Origin of the sequence: Luteibacter sp. 9133 (genome assembly GCF_000800155.1) — a bacterium.
GTDB lineage: Bacteria > Pseudomonadota > Gammaproteobacteria > Xanthomonadales > Rhodanobacteraceae > Luteibacter > Luteibacter mycovicinus.
Map to the genome: position 1 here is coordinate 3699464 of NZ_JUHO01000001.1, position 14238 is coordinate 3713701.

At 63.3% G+C, this 14238-nt stretch carries 11 protein-coding genes; 5 read left to right on the plus strand and 6 right to left on the minus strand.

The window, feature by feature from the left end:
* The first annotated feature begins 68 nt into the window (after positions 1–68).
* A complete protein-coding gene (locus FA87_RS16165; protein ID WP_043698338.1) occupies positions 69–1049 on the plus strand; it encodes a toll/interleukin-1 receptor domain-containing protein in 981 nt (326 codons plus the stop codon).
* Positions 1046–1525 (plus strand): hypothetical protein, encoded by a 480-nt coding sequence (locus FA87_RS16170; protein ID WP_156128574.1) that lies wholly within the window; start codon positions 1046–1048, stop codon positions 1523–1525. The genes FA87_RS16165 and FA87_RS16170 overlap by 4 nt, the downstream gene beginning before the upstream one ends.
* A 50-nt stretch (positions 1526–1575) precedes the next feature.
* On the opposite strand, the gene FA87_RS16175 is transcribed toward FA87_RS16170, so the two are convergent.
* From FA87_RS16175 to FA87_RS16190, 4 genes are all read right to left on the minus strand, one after another.
* Entirely contained in the window at positions 1576–2307 is a 732-nt protein-coding gene (locus tag FA87_RS16175) for a hypothetical protein (RefSeq protein WP_156128575.1), read from the minus strand.
* Positions 2304–3137, minus strand: a complete 834-nt coding sequence (locus tag FA87_RS16180; RefSeq protein ID WP_043695966.1) for a tyrosine-type recombinase/integrase — start codon at positions 3135–3137, stop codon at positions 2304–2306. The genes FA87_RS16175 and FA87_RS16180 overlap by 4 nt, the downstream gene beginning before the upstream one ends.
* Before the next feature lie 139 nt (positions 3138–3276).
* Positions 3277–4881: a site-specific integrase gene (locus FA87_RS16185; protein WP_043695969.1), complete on the minus strand. Its 1605-nt coding sequence runs from the start codon at positions 4879–4881 to the stop codon at positions 3277–3279.
* Between the two features lie 1100 nt (positions 4882–5981).
* Entirely contained in the window at positions 5982–9716 is a 3735-nt protein-coding gene (locus FA87_RS16190; RefSeq protein ID WP_197062431.1) for an SIR2 family protein, read from the minus strand.
* A gap of 432 nt (positions 9717–10148) precedes the next feature.
* Here FA87_RS16190 and FA87_RS16195 point away from each other — a divergent pair, with 432 nt between their 5' ends.
* Together FA87_RS16195 and FA87_RS16200 are read left to right on the plus strand one after the other, a co-directional pair.
* The gene (locus tag FA87_RS16195; RefSeq protein ID WP_043695975.1) at positions 10149–10685 is read left to right on the plus strand and encodes a hypothetical protein; all 537 of its coding nucleotides are present in this window, start codon (positions 10149–10151) and stop codon (positions 10683–10685) included.
* Complete coding sequence (locus FA87_RS16200; protein ID WP_043695978.1) at positions 10682–11272, plus strand: hypothetical protein; 591 nt, start codon at positions 10682–10684, stop codon at positions 11270–11272. The genes FA87_RS16195 and FA87_RS16200 overlap by 4 nt, the downstream gene beginning before the upstream one ends.
* Before the next feature lie 230 nt (positions 11273–11502).
* Here the strand turns inward: FA87_RS16200 and FA87_RS16205 are convergent, their stop codons facing one another.
* Positions 11503–11967, minus strand: coding sequence for a hypothetical protein (locus FA87_RS16205; RefSeq protein ID WP_043695980.1), 465 nt, complete (start codon positions 11965–11967; stop codon positions 11503–11505).
* 59 nt (positions 11968–12026) lie between these two features.
* Between FA87_RS16205 and FA87_RS16210 the strand changes: the two genes are divergently transcribed.
* Complete coding sequence (locus FA87_RS16210; protein WP_043695983.1) at positions 12027–12302, plus strand: hypothetical protein; 276 nt, start codon at positions 12027–12029, stop codon at positions 12300–12302.
* A gap of 53 nt (positions 12303–12355) precedes the next feature.
* Here FA87_RS16210 and FA87_RS16215 read toward each other — a convergent pair whose 3' ends face one another.
* The gene (locus tag FA87_RS16215) at positions 12356–14017 is read right to left on the minus strand and encodes a MobA/MobL family protein (protein WP_043695985.1); all 1662 of its coding nucleotides are present in this window, start codon (positions 14015–14017) and stop codon (positions 12356–12358) included.
* Positions 14018–14238: the final 221 nt, after the last annotated feature.

A 14238-nucleotide genomic window follows, 5' to 3' on the forward strand; every position in this document is an offset into this window, starting at 1 on the left:
CGCCTGCCCACAATGAGACAATGTCTCCGTCCGTTCTTGGGTGAGTGTTGGGCTGCCGGGAGATTGACGTGCCATCTGTGTTTTTCTCTTACTCGCACGTCGACGAAGCGTTACGCGACCGCTTGGAAGTGCACCTGGCGATGTTAAAGCGCCAAGGTGTCATTGCGACGTGGCATGACCGGCGGATCGGTGCCGGGGAAAACATCCACCACGCCATCGACGAACGCATCAACCATGATGACATCATCTTGTTGTTGGTCAGTCCCGATTTTCTGGCGTCGACGTATTGCTACGACATTGAGGTCAAGCGCGCCATGGAGCGTCATCGCGCCGAGGAAGCCATCGTCATTCCCGTGATCCTTCGCCCCAGCGACTGGCACGAGGCACCGTTTGGTGATTTGAATGCGGTTCCGAAGGACGGCAAAGCCGTCACGCGCATGCCGGATGCGGACGAGGCATTCCTGGAGATCGCCGGTGCGATCCGGGACGCGGCCAAACGTTGGGGACGTCGCGCCACCCCTGCTCCCGCGACTTCGCCTGCCCCTACCCCTGAGCCATCATTGACGCCGAGTTCCGCGACTGACGGTCTGCGTCGTTCCAGCAACTTGCGCGTGGCCAAGGGATTCACTCAACTGGATAAAGAGCGCTTTCGACTTGAGACTTTCGAATTCATTGCCAACTTTTTCGAGAACTCGTTGACCGAGTTGGCCGACCGAAATGACGGCATTGACGTGCTATTTCGCCGCATCGATGCGGTTCGCTTTGTGGCTACCGTGTTCCGGCACGGCGCAAACGTCGCTCAGTGCACCGTGTTCGCGAGCGGCGGCCGCGGTTTTGGACACGGCATCTATTACGTCAATGGCGAGAGCTTGGACCAAGGCTCACACAACGAGTCTTTGTCGGTGGATGCCGATGATCATGCCCTCTACATCTCCGCCTTAGGAATGCAAGACTTTGGCACGCAGCGGGGGCAGAAGCTGACCCAAGAAGGAGCTGCTGAACACCTGTGGGAACTGCTTCTCCGCCCTCTACAAGGACGCGCATCGTGATGCACTATCTTCGTCCTCACGAATTCACCGTGGGCGCATTGGACGATTGCTTGTCCGGATCGCTCCTCCTCCCACGGACCGCCTCCGAATCACCCTTCTTGATTGGCACGACGGCGAAAGGAACCGCTGCGCTTTGTTTGGGCGGACAGTTCCGCTTTGTGGGGTTTGAGTGCGAGGGCAACACGGCTTGGTCGGGCATCATCGTGCCTGAGGTACAGGTCGAGGTCGATGCGGCATCATCGCCGGAGCTGCGGGGCCGCGGAGCATCCATCGGCTGTGCGCGGCGTCAAGGCGATAAGTTGGGCATTCTCGGTCGTGGTGCCGATGACGGGCGATCCTTGTTCATTGTGCTCGCCAATCAGCTTGCCAAGTCGGGCGACGAAGCGGCGAACTTCGAGCGCTGGCAGGTCGTCCTGGGCGCCGGGATGGACCGGCGCGTCCTGTTCACCGTCGACGTCAGCGCCGAAGACTCCTGAGATCGGACGGAGCCGTGGCGGCACCGTTGTTGGTTCGGCGCTGACCATCGTCAGCTGTCGTTCGGAGGCACCGCTCGTGGCAGCCCACCCATGCCCGGGAACATCGTCTGATCGACCATCCACAGCAACATGAGCGGGTCGCCCCACGCGTAGAATCGGCCCATCATCTTGGTCATCATCGCGGAAATGGGACGTCCCAAGAACGCGTTGAGCGTGTAGGTTTCGGCGCCATCGTTGTGCAACGCCCGCGCACACGCTTGGCGAAGATCCGCCGCCCGAAGGCCGATCCGGGTCCCGTCGTCCGAGACGTCGCAGGCTCGCACCCACCGGTTCAGGGCCCCGCCAGGGCGCGTTGCCCTCGCCAATTCGGGAAACACCGGGCCGTCGTCGAGCGTCTGCATGAAGGTCACGAAGCCCACATCTTCCAGGCACGGCGGGACCGGGATCGTTCGGTGCCGCAGCCCCCGCAAAGGCCCGGACGGGCCTCGGCGCACACGCAAGAACCACCGGTCGCACAGACACGTCAGATCGGCGGCGTGGAGCATGGCAATCTCCTTGGCTTCCAGCCCCATCGCCACCATCAATCGCGGGCCCCACAGCTGCCACGGATGTCGATGGTCGCGCACCGCACGGCCGAGCAAATCCTGAATGGCGTGCACAAAGAATGGAAGCGGGAACGCTCTGCGTCGCGCCGCGCGCGCGCGCGCCGAATTGCGGACTTCGAACATCGCGCGGATCGCCAGATGCGCCCGCTCAGTGGTCACAGGGGTGATCGGGTTCACGACGCACCCCCGCAGGACGTCGCCGCATCGATGCGCGATGCCACGATGGGCGCTGCACTGTCCAGCAACGGGCGCCAGGACGCAGGGAGGGCCGTTGCATGCGTGCCCGCTCCGGGACGTGGCGGATATGCGACCGCCTCAACGGCTTCCCAGATCCATTCGTCTTGGACGCGTCGGCGCCCGTCGGCGTCCGTGGCGCCGCGATCGTCCCACAACGGGACATCGAGCCCCATCCATGCTTCGACCATGCGCACAGGCGCCCCGCCCTCCAGCGCGGCGTAGGCGGCCGTGGCGCGCAGGTCGCGAAAGGTCGGGGCGTGTTGACCCACGCGGGACAGGGGTCGCAGCGCGCGGCGCAGCCAACTCTCGGCGGCGTCCCCGGGTCGGGCTGCCTTCGCCAGATCCGGAAATACCCAGGTCTCTTCGGCTTCGGTGAAGTAGCGCGAATGCGCCACCCCTGGGAAGCGAGCCTTCACCAGCTCGGCGTGGAGCGGAATCATCAGGGGCGGTGCGTCGCTGGCGGCCCGCTCTGCGCGTGGCACGCTGAGCCACCCGTGCCCATGGACGAAGGTCAAGTCGTCGGTGCGCAGCCGCGCAATCTGGGGGGGCGTGAGCCCCCCATAGAGCGCGAGCAACGGAGCAAAGCGGTGCCACGTTTTGGCGACGGGCAGTTTGGCCAAGTGCGCCAGCAGCTCAGGCACTTCGCCTGGGTGCAAGGCCCGACGCAAATCCAAACGGTCGGAATGATGAAGGACTGACAGGTCCTCGGTCAGGCTACCGAGCACCGCGCGGCGGGGTTCAGATGCGGATTGAGGGGCGTGCAGGGGCATAGAATCATCCTTATGAGCGGGACGGAGGCAGAACGCCGAATCGCCGAACGCGGTGATGGCGAGCGCCAAAGGTTGAAGCGTTGGGGGCGCGGGGTGGCTTGGGACTGCGGACGCGTCCCAAGCCAGGCGCTGCTCACGATCAGCGGCCGAAGGTTTTGCCAACTTTGGCGTGGCGTTCCATTCGGCGCCGCTCGGCATCAAACGCGCCATCGAAGTGCCCGCGCTGATACGGGGGGTGACACAGCGACGGGAACTGAATGTGGTCGATGCCCCAGCATTTCTCGGGCAAGTTCGCCAACGCGACGTAATAGGTATTGAGCGTGTTGTGGCTGGTGTCGTGCCCCAGCAGTTCTGCGATCAACCCATCGCGCAGGCCCGAACGACTGGCGAAGGTCGCGAAGGTGTGCCGAAACGAGTGGAAGGTGCGCGCCGGGTCGGTGATGCCCACATGCTTTCGAAGCGTGCGCGAAAACCAATCGGAGATGGTGTCACCGGGGCCGTTGGCCGCATTCCAGTTGAGGCCTGGGAAGAGCACCTCGATGCCCTTTCCCCGCGCTTCGTCCACATAGTCCAAGAAGCCCGCCTTCACCACCGCGTCGTGCAGAGGCACCATGCGATTGGAGCTGCGCGTCTTGATGCGCTGCCCCTTGCGTCCATCTGAGACATACAAGAACCACCGGCCGCCGTGCTCAACGACATCAGCCAGATAAAGCTGGGCCAGCTCCCGCAAGCGCAGTCCTGTATACAAGGCAAGCAGGGGCAACCAGTAGTGCGCGGGCGATCGCATCGACAACAGACGCGGCGCACTGAACAAGGCCACCAGCTCATGCGTGTCGAAGGGCTGACGCGGTCGCGTGAAGGGCGTGCGTTTGCTGATCAAACGAATGCCCTTCATGAGGCCCGGCCGAATCTCCTGGCGCTGCTCCAGCCACAAAAAGAACCGACGCAACCGATCAATGTAGCCTTGCTGCGTGCGCACGTCGACCGCCGGATCCTTCAAAATATCCGCCTTGCGCACGACTGCCTTGGCATCGAGCTTGCGGTACTCGCGACGCTTGGCCGCGTGGGCGGGCCAGCGGCGAAGTACCGCCAGGAACGCATCGAGGTCCGTGGGTCCCAGCTCGGCCACACGCTTATCGCCGACGGTCTCGATGAACATGCGCAGCGTGGCGGCATGATCGACCAACAGGGATCGCGAGGTTTTCTTCTGCTCGACAAACGACAGGAACGGTGCAATGCGATCGGTGAGGCGCACGTTCGACGGCGGCGAGGGCGGCGTTAGCGGCGCAGGAGCGCCGAAGCCTCCAATCGCCCCGCCGGACATGCCCAACGAAGCCAGAATCGCGGTCACGGCCTCTAAGGGGATCGACTGACCACCCACGGTAATGGACGTCGGCACCACTGCGGGCGCCACCGGCAACACCGGCGCGAGGTCGTCGGATGCATCGGCTACTGCAGCGGGAAGAGGACCACGCATACCTAAGGCCGCCAAGTGGCGTTCTCTCGCGGTAGATTGCGGCTCAAACGCACCGAACGGGACATCGGAGTGACTCCACCGAAAGTGCACCAGAGGTTGCCCGGCTCGGCGCGTCAGGATGTCTCGCACCTCTTCGGGTCCGCGTTGCGAATACATGCTGACGCGGCTGCCGTCGGCGGTGCGGCCATGGAACTGGCGCAGAAGTTGCGCCGGCGGCGCGGCGTCGACATCGAGGATGACCGCATCGGCGCGTTCGGCGTCGCTCATCGGCGGGGGTGGAATTTGGGCTGCAGCAGCCCGCAACCGCTTAAAGCGGTCGTGATAATGATGTGGCATGAGAGAGGTCTCTAAGAGTTGTGCGAAAAGCGCGATGCATTGCGCCCGGAAAGGTATTGCCGCCTGAGCACCTCAGGCTCTGGACGTATACCTACGCACGGACCCATGTCAAGAGCCTGCGTGTAACGAACTTGCACCACCGGACTAACGAACCTGCGCGCCTATCCAACACAGCGCTTCGCTGGGCAGACACGCTAACGCGACTTGCCGGACGACCCGGCCAATGCGGATGCCGGCACTGGAACGACTGAAGCAGTCGACTGCACGCCGAGCATGCGAAGAAACGGCTCACGCCGCGCTTCGCGTAGTTCAGCGCTTGATTCGTGCCGTCCGAACGCGCGGAGCGTTGCTTCGAACGCAGCGTCGCCCAGCGCGGGCGAGGGGTGCTCCGTTGTGCTCGTGAAACCGCGGGTGGTCACAGCACCCGCCGCCGCCAAATCGCGCACTCGGCCCAACGCGCCTCCAACACGGCCGTGGTGCATGAACGAGGGGTCCAACTGAGCCATCAGCAGGCGTAGTCGCCCGCGCTGATGCTTTTGGGACAGCCGTGGATCGGCATGAATCAGCCATAGCACGCACCACTCCACCAGGCGCAAGGGCGCCTCGCTGCGCGGCGGAGGCGTGCTCGGCGCAAGTGATCGACGCCAGCAACGCTCGGGAGCAATCGGCCAAGTCATCGCCCACCGCCAGTCGCCAACGGCCCGTAGCAGTCAGCGCTGTGAAAGAGTGACACTTCCCTCACGGCAGCCGCGCCATCGATCGGCATGGTGCCGTTGCGCCATTCCGCTGCAACACTAAGTTGTACATATTTAAGTAGCATTACGTGATCCAAGAGTTGGATAACCCTTGAACCAAACGCTGCTTAACTGGTTGATCCCACTACACGTGGATCGTGGTGCCACACGTCGGCATGGGCACCGAACTGGCGGGTGTTTTCACATAAAAAGACCAGTGAGTAACGCCCAATTAGGAATAGCAGAACGCGGCAGCTCGTCAAGTGCTCGATCGCACTAGCCACGGCTGGCGATCGCTCACGCGGGACTCGCACGATGGCGTCGCCGTCGCAACTCTGCAACGCGTGGATCCTTCTCGGTCGTTGCATCGGACTCGAGCAATTCCAAGCATGCAGCTGCACCGTAGGGCCACGTTGAAGCATCCTCATCTAAGGCAGCCCACAGCAAGGCGAGCATCGATCTTGCATGTTTTTCGACAAATGCTTTCCTTTCATTGTCATCGAGCGGCCCCATCATCGCCTCGTGCCGGACCGGCGTCAGCCTTGGCTCAATGCGCTTGACGATCTCATCGAATAGCACGTCCGGAACGTCGAACGCCAAGTTCAGGAGTGCCGACGATGCCGCGGTCGTTTTGACCACCCTCTGTAGCGGCCATACGCGCTCCAAGAACGGCAGCACGAAAGCCTGCCAGTCTTCGTCTTCGTCCTCCGCTTTCGCCCAGAAGCCTAGCTGCCACAGCATTTCACGACGCATCTCGTCATCCCCCTGGATCAGCACTTCCCGCAACTCCATGTCGGTAACGTGCTGCACCTCGGGTTGGTCCAGATCCGCGCCGCGCCAGCCGATCAGCAGCATTCCGGCGACTGTACGGCGATAGCGCTCCGTCCCTGAGGCAATCGTGGCGCGCTCCAAAAGTCCCGCCTTAATTTTCGTGTAGGCAGCGCCTGGAGGCGTGCGTCCCGAGGACAGGAAGCCAGACCAAAATGCCTCCGCCGTATCTCCTCCAGCCATCATCCGAGGCAGGAGATATTGATCAACCCAAACTGGATCAACAACCGAAAGCCATGTGAATCTCGAGCTTGTGACCGCCAATGCATGGTGGCCGGCGGGGACTGGGAGTGCCAATAGCGATTCCAGATGGTCGCGCCAGTCCTTGGGAAGGCTTGATTCGGCGCCACGTTGATCCAAGCGCGGATCGTGGAACAGGAGGTCGGTCAGCTTTCCCGCAGGCCGATTGATGGCCTCGCTCAGCCAATCAAGCGACTGGATTCGCCGTTCTTCCAGTGCCGATGCCAACACGTCGCGCAGGCGATGAAGGAGCGTGCTAAAGAGCGTACGATGGGTGGCCATCAAGTCCGGCCCAAATCGTCGCATCCACTCGGCTACGGGGTGTGCGATGGCTTCGAGAATCTCTTTGGGAAGTTGGCTGAGTCTGCGGGCCACTTGCGTGCGCATGCGCGCCGGAGGGTGGCTTTGAACCTGGCGGTTTAGAAACAGCGACCAAGCGGGCGTCAGGTCAACCCCCTGGCCCGCTGCCCAACCCAGAGCGCGCAAGGCACGCGCGGGACGCATCCGTGACAACCCAGCAAATGGATGCACTCGTGCGCCACGTCCGCGGTCGTAGCCCTCCAAGTGACTGGCGGCGGCCACTAGGTCCGCCAACGGCACATCGCGGAGCAACTCGTCGTCTGAGTCGTCCACCACGCGGCGCAAACCCATCGTTCGCGGCTGAGCGGTGTACGAAGCGGCCGACTCCACCCACGTTGGGCTGGAGACACGCAGTTCCGCCATCACCTTTGCGTCGTCAAATGAGAAGGTGAGCCCCTGCTCCTTCATCCATTGCAAGCGGTTGAGGCGATAGTGAGCAACGACATCTTCCCGGTCATCCCGGTCTTCGAACCACGGTAACGGTTCCTCGACGATCCGCCATTCGAGTACCTTTCGCTGCTCGACTGACCATTCGGGCCAGCGGTCGCGAATTGCAAACAACAGATCGCGTTCATTCGCCGTCGACCAGAACACATCCACGTCTAGCCCTCGGAGGATTTCGAGCGCCCGTTCGATGCTTGTCAACGCCGGAAACCCGCAAGCCCACACCCTCAAATGCGTAAAGGCGGCATCGGCATGCGCGGCCCAGGTATCGACTTCCCGCTGCGCGTCAGCTGGGCTCGACTTTCCAAGGGCCTCAACGCACGTTGCGAAGGTGCCCATCAGGGCCGTCAGCCGGTACGCGTGGCGACGCTCGCTCTCCATAGGTCGGATGGCGTCGAAGTACAAGGCTCCTGACTCTTTCAGCTCGGCCTCGAGCTGAACGGCAAGCTCTATGTGCGCGCGAAAGATCCGGCACACCAACGCTAGGTGCTCGACCGGAAAAGCGAACGGCGCGTAAGGCTCAGGATAAGCGACCTCCGCGCGGATCAGGGCGTTGAGGGCAATGTCGGGGCTGAGTTCCGCCCAAGGCGCGGCCGTGCCTGCACGAACCAGTACATGGGGGCGATACAGGCTGACGGCCGACCGAATCAAGCGCGCAGACCAACCGGCACGCTGCACATCCGCCGCAATGGCGTGGCGGAGTGGACCCGAATCGACCGTCTCTGCCTGCAGCACCCGTTGCCATGCCTCGCGCAAATCCTCTGAAAACAGCTCAGCCTGATGGCGCAACCGCCATGTCACCGCGGCGCGCAACTGCGGATGCACCCCGCCGCGCCCCGCCAACCACGCCACTGCAGCGGGCTGATGGGCCACGCGAGCAAACCATTGGCTTAGATAGTCCAAACGCTCGGGCAGAACGCCGACGGTCGACGCACCTGGTCCCACCAATGCCGCCAAGCCAACCGAGGCAAGTCCCTGCTGATCTTCGGAGGTCAGGTCAAACGCGTCCCAGCTCTCCGACGGCACCTTCCGACGCGCATAAGGGTCCTGCACTTCCACTCGCTCGGGGGGCGCATCGTCATCTAGTCCAAGCACATCAAACGGATCAGTCTCGCCGTGCGTCATATCCCATCGCGTGGGCGTGCTGTAGCGCATAGCGCGGTCGAAGACAAAGAGCCATTCCGCCGGCAATGTAGGGTCCTGCCGAGCCATCGCTCGCGCCCCCTCGACCGAGCGAGCCAAATGCGTGACAAGACCCCGCTCGTGCGCACTGAGGGCAGCCGGCCCGTGCTTTGCCCGGTCGATCACGGATTGGTGCCACTCTTCCACGTCACGTGCCCGATCACTCCAAGCCTCCAACGTCTGCCAAAGCGCGGGGTAGGTGTCGAAAGGGATGGGCGTGACGCCGCGATGCAGCCACTGGGCGGCGGCGCTCTGTGCAGAGCCGTAATGGAAAGCGTAGAGCCTGGGCGTCTCGGTAGGACCGGCGTTCATCGCCTCCAGCAGGTATTGAACCGGCGGGTCATCCGCGGAATAGCCTACGAATACGATAACAAAACGCTCTAGGAGCGCTTGGATGTAACGGGTGGCCCATCCATCCGACAAGTAGGCATGACCGAATTCACCACTCGACAGGACAAATTCGTCGTGCTCTGCCCCGGCATAGCTCTCGTTGACCACGCCATGCAGGTGCACCACGCCGTGGAAGTCAGCGGGCCGCCGAGGGTCTGGCAGGCGTGGCGGTGCAGCACAAGCTAGCCCCAGCTCTGCCAGCTCGAACAGGCGATCAAAGTTTGTAGTGACCAGGCGCGCTTGGCCGGTCCGTGTGCGCGACAACTCCAGCAAGATTCGATGGGCGGAAAAATCGCAGTCTGCCGGCGGCCGCAAAGCGTTGGCGACGGCGCGGCGTACGTCACTGACCTCGAACTCTTGCTGCAAAAGTGTGAAGACGCGATCCATCGACACCGTCGCCCATGCTTTACTGCCATCCTTCGGCGGCTCGGCTGCCTTCAGCAGCTTGCGAACGTCCCCACCCTGGGAGGACCCCAGGGTGTCTGCGACCGTCTGCGCGAGATGCACGAAATTCGGCAGCTTTGCCTTCGCGAAAGAGACCCCAGCGCCGCAAAAGAACAGGACCTCACCCGCGTCACGGGCTGCCAACAGAGCATCGGGGACCCTAGGACCCGCTGGAAGAAACCGCATATCTCCTCCGTATTGGGAGCAACATCAAGCGCCATGGCAGGCACGAAACGAGAGTACATGGGTCGGCAGCGGTTATCGCAAGCGCCTTAACACCGGCCCGTTCGAGTGTAAAGCAGGATTATCGCTAACTCGCTGCGGGTTCGACCGGTTATAAGCACGGAGGATGTTGAAGATGCGCCTTGGCGTGCGTTCTCCGTTTCACACCGGTGCGAGGTGACTTCGGTCAATCGTGTGCGAATGACATGCACACCTTGCATTGGGAGCGTTAAGAACGGTGCCCTGTGTTTTCCCGGCTTGGCCCGGTGGTTCCTCTCAAAACTGTGACCGCCGTCCTCTTGACGAAACCGTGGTGCTGTTTAGGTTCGAGATCTCAACGACTTTGGACATTCCATGGCTCTCACTTGGAACGCTTGGCTCAACTACCTCACCGACGCTGGATTCACGCTCGACGGCGGCGCGACCGCCGCATCGAGTTGTCGTCTGACGTGGTCGACGCGCCAGCATGGGCATTGCAGACAGACCTTCCGCTCACGCCGAGCGCTCATCGCCTTCTTGCGCGAATGCGCGCAAGCCGACCTGGTCACCGACGACGTGCTCTTTGGCGGAGCACTGCACGCGCTCCAAACCGGCTCTCGGGCCATCTTCGACGTCGCGGTTGGCCTGCGCGGCACGAGGCCCTGCACCGGCGCACGCCGGGACGCCCGGGCAGCGCACCACCGCCACGTGAAGCGGGCACAGACTGTCTACCGACGGCTGACGGTCGAACGCTTGGAGCGCGCGGCGAAGCTGCGGCGCGAACTCGACCAGGGATTGTCGCTGAACCTGCTATATGACCGCACCGAGCGGATCATCCCCGCCTTGGCAGCTCGTTGCCTGAGCTACGGTCCCGGCTACCGGGTCCCCTGGCATGAGCTGATCCACCGATGAGCACTCTCAAAAAGCGACCCGTGCGGGCCGTGCGAACGGCGCTCGCTCGGCAAGCCCTTGAACAGCTGCCGGCCAAATGGACCGATTACCTCGATCGCTGCCGGTTGCGCGTCGTGCATGCCCCAGACGTCCCACGGCCGTTCCAATTGTGGTCCGTGGACCACACAGGCATCCCGCGGTCCAGCCATGCGTCGATGAAGGCGCTGAAGCGCCGCTTGTCCGAAGAAGCCCGTTGGGACCTTTGGATTCACCGGGTGGTGCATGCCGACGTGCAATACGCGTTGGACACCGGTGACGACGCGTGCGTGAGAGCGATCATCGAAGGTCGCGCGTTCAACCAATTGGAGGCGCCGTTTCACACAAGCCATGCGGCGCACATGCGGCACTGCGACGAAGCCGACGGTGCGTGCAAACGACTCAATGCAGAGCAGCTCAAGCTGGCGGCCCAAGTTCTCGGCAAAATCCAAAGAAACACGCTCGACGCTGCGTACCGGCATCAATGGAAGCTGGCGTTGGCCGAGCGTTCGGCAGCGGCGCTGGAGGGCGCGATCGCAGCAGTTCCTCAGGCCCAGCGTCGGCGGCTCTGAAGATTCAGCCGTTTTGATCGGGGGGTGAAGCGCGATGTAGCCCGACGGTGATGGCAAGCCTCGCAGCCGACGGTGAATCGCTGCATCGCCCCAGCTCACCCGAAGCATGGCCCAGGTATCGAACGAGCCTGGCCGACTAGCCGGCGCACATGAACCCTTCAACGGGGGTGGGGTCGAGTTGTGCGTGCACCGGTTGGCGGTCGATTAGGCCACGCTATCGGCGGCGGCCGTTACAGCCGCACGCGACGCGCGGGTGTCGCCATCCGCGGCGTCGACTCGAGCGCTTCTTGAAGCTTCATCGCCGACCGATGCACAGACGGGTCAATCTCCCATTCCCCCAGTTCGCGTGCCAACCGCTCAGCCCAGCGCTTCACGGCGAGGGCGTCGTCAAGGTCCGCGCACTCCAACTCGACGCAGTGCGCCAAGCTTCGGCAGGCCATCTGGTAGGCGTTGGGAAACGCCGCCGTGGGCGGCCGCGCCTGGCGCACGGTGTCGGTACACTCGGCGGACACCGGCATCCAACACAGCTTGGCGTCCATATAGCCGCCCGGTTGCTCCTCGCGGCGACGCCGGCGCTCGCTTCGGGCTACCGCAGCCACCGCTCGTTCGAAAGCGTCGTCTTCCATCGCCATCACTTGGCGGTGAAGGTCGGGCAATGCGTCGCGCATCTGGCGGATGAGCGACAGATCGGTCATGGCATCCTCCCCTCGACTTGGCGCATGCTAGGCCAAGCATCTGGCCTGAAGCCCCTCGCATGTCCGATCCATCGCTCGATCCATGCGTCGCGCTCCAGTGGTCCGTCGACGTGCACGACATCGGCCAGGCCCTGCTGGAGGGCGACCTGCTGGAAGCGCGTTTTCGCGCAGGCGCCATCACTATCTCGGCCGAATCGCTGGCCTGCACATCGGTCGCGCGGGCTGCTCACGCGCTGGTCGTCGCGCTGTGTCCGCCCCACAAGCCCCCGGGGCGCGGGGTCGGCCAGGCCTACGCCGCGTTGTGCACGGCTGTCGAATCGCTGGGCGACGTTTAGCCACATCGGTGAGCAGCCGGGCGAGCACCCATGATATCCGCTCATCGAGCGCCTCATGCCCGCCCCCCGGTCCCGTAACTCGTAGGCGAGCGCGGCGTGACCTTGGGACGGGGAAGACGTGCCCGACCGCCCTCATCATCCTCGATCTCCTGGGTGGGGCCGAGCAATTCAGGCATGTAGGCCTCGATCCACTCGCGCTCCTCGGCCAGCGACACCGCCAAAAGTTGCGGCAACGCGGCTTCATGAGCGTCGCGCAGGTCGCGCAAGGCCCTCCGAAGCTTTGCCTTATCGTGTTTCGCCTGGTCGAGCACCGGCTTTCGTTCGTTCTGCAGGTCCTGAACGCGCTGTTCCGTGCTTACCACACGCGCGTGCAACTGCTGTTCCGTACGCGCATCGCTTTCAGCGCGCTCCCGTTGAGTCGCAGTCTGGTTGGAATCCCACCACTGTCCGACCCCATCGACCACCCGCGACCAAGCCGTTTTCGGTGGCTGGTCGTCATCATCGTGCGCTGCGGGACCCGCCTTCCACGCGTCGAGGTCCGCCAATGCATCCAGCCGGGCCGTCGCTGCAGCCGCCGTCTCTTGCCGAAGCTCGTGGTTTTGCGCCGCCAAGCGCGTCATGCGCGTCAGCAGCCACTCGATGGCGCGAACCAACCTGAACACGAGCGTTTCTTCCGGGCGACTGCCCTCTTCCAGACCGGCGAAATACAACGTTCGGAAGCGCTCGGTCAGTGAGGGAGGCGGACCGTTCGCCCCTGCCTGGGCACGCGCCGAGGCGGTGCTCGCGGCCATGCGATCCGCTACGGCGTCGGCCGAAGCTTTCAGCGGGGAGAACTCGATGTAGCCGCTTTTCGCTGCGCCAGGCTGAGGCGGCATGAAGAGTGGCGTCGCACCTTGGCGCATTCGCGCTGCATGCGCACGCTTGTAGATCTCCGCCATCGCGGCGGCTTCTCGGACCGCTTGGCCCTTGCGCGTGGGCACCTTCGCGCGCTCCAACGCTGTCGCCGCGGCCCCGAGCTGCGGCTGCGGCCGCACCTTGAGCCCCATGCGTCGGGAACTCCGATGATCGAAATCCGTCGGCAAACCCGCCCGACGGCAATACGTGTTGGCCAGCTCCGCCCAGACGCGATTGGTTTCTTCGACGAAATAGCCAGACGTGCTCTTGTTCGATAGAAAGCTGAGCTTCTCGCCCATCCCGCTGCCGCCCTTAGCCTCGCTTTCCGTGGCCGCATCATCAAGCAGCACGCGTCGGGTCGGGAAATACAAGTGCGCATGACATCCGATCTGCTCGGGCGTCTTGGCCACCCCGAACGCCGTGATCGGGGCGTCGCGATGCACCCCGACCGACACCGGGGTCGTCAGTTGCCTTGCCAAGTAGCGCGCCATGTCTGACGCAAAGGCGGCGACGGCCGAATCATCAAGGCCCAAAGGGATGGGCACACGGTAATCCCTGGCCACTTGAGCGTCTTTTCGGCGCTCGGCTAGCTCTACTCGGTTCCACAGTTCAAGGGGATCGGTGGCCCAAGCCGGTGCGCCGTCGGGGGCGACCGTGATCTGGAACACGATCTCGTCGCCGGCGACGCGCTTTCGGAAGTCGAATGCACGCTTTAACCGTCGATCGTACAGCTTTAGTCCGAGGCGGTACGCTGCGCCTGCGACGGCCGAATGCGCTTCGGCGCGGGAGTGCGTTTCAAGGTGAGGCCTAGCATGGAACATTCATCAAGTCCGGTAAAAAAATGGGCGCAGCCGCTCGTCTCCGAATACCGGAGGGTTAAACGAATGCAGGAGGGCGTCGAAACGGGCGTGGTTTAGCCGAGGCATCCAACGCTAAATCGGCAAAAGATCAACCGAATTTACATATCCGATCTTCGGATATTTTCGATTTTGTGACCGGGTCGCGATCACGGCGCGCCTCAGCAACGCTGCGTGCTACAGCG

What these genes read in the sequence shown, in the direction of transcription:
- FA87_RS16180 (WP_043695966.1), bottom strand. Translation starts at nt 3,137, where the DNA reads ATGCCCCTGCACGCCCCTCAATCCGCATCTGAACCCCGCCGCGCGGTG.
- FA87_RS16185 (WP_043695969.1), bottom strand. Translation starts at nt 4,881, where the DNA reads ATGAGCGACGCCGAACGCGCCGATGCGGTCATCCTCGATGTCGACGCC.
- FA87_RS16195 (WP_043695975.1), top strand. Translation starts at nt 10,149, where the DNA reads ATGGCTCTCACTTGGAACGCTTGGCTCAACTACCTCACCGACGCTGGA.
- FA87_RS16200 (WP_043695978.1), top strand. Translation starts at nt 10,682, where the DNA reads ATGAGCACTCTCAAAAAGCGACCCGTGCGGGCCGTGCGAACGGCGCTC.
- FA87_RS16205 (WP_043695980.1), bottom strand. Translation starts at nt 11,967, where the DNA reads ATGACCGATCTGTCGCTCATCCGCCAGATGCGCGACGCATTGCCCGAC.
- FA87_RS16210 (WP_043695983.1), top strand. Translation starts at nt 12,027, where the DNA reads ATGTCCGATCCATCGCTCGATCCATGCGTCGCGCTCCAGTGGTCCGTC.
- FA87_RS16215 (WP_043695985.1), bottom strand. Translation starts at nt 14,017, where the DNA reads ATGTTCCATGCTAGGCCTCACCTTGAAACGCACTCCCGCGCCGAAGCG.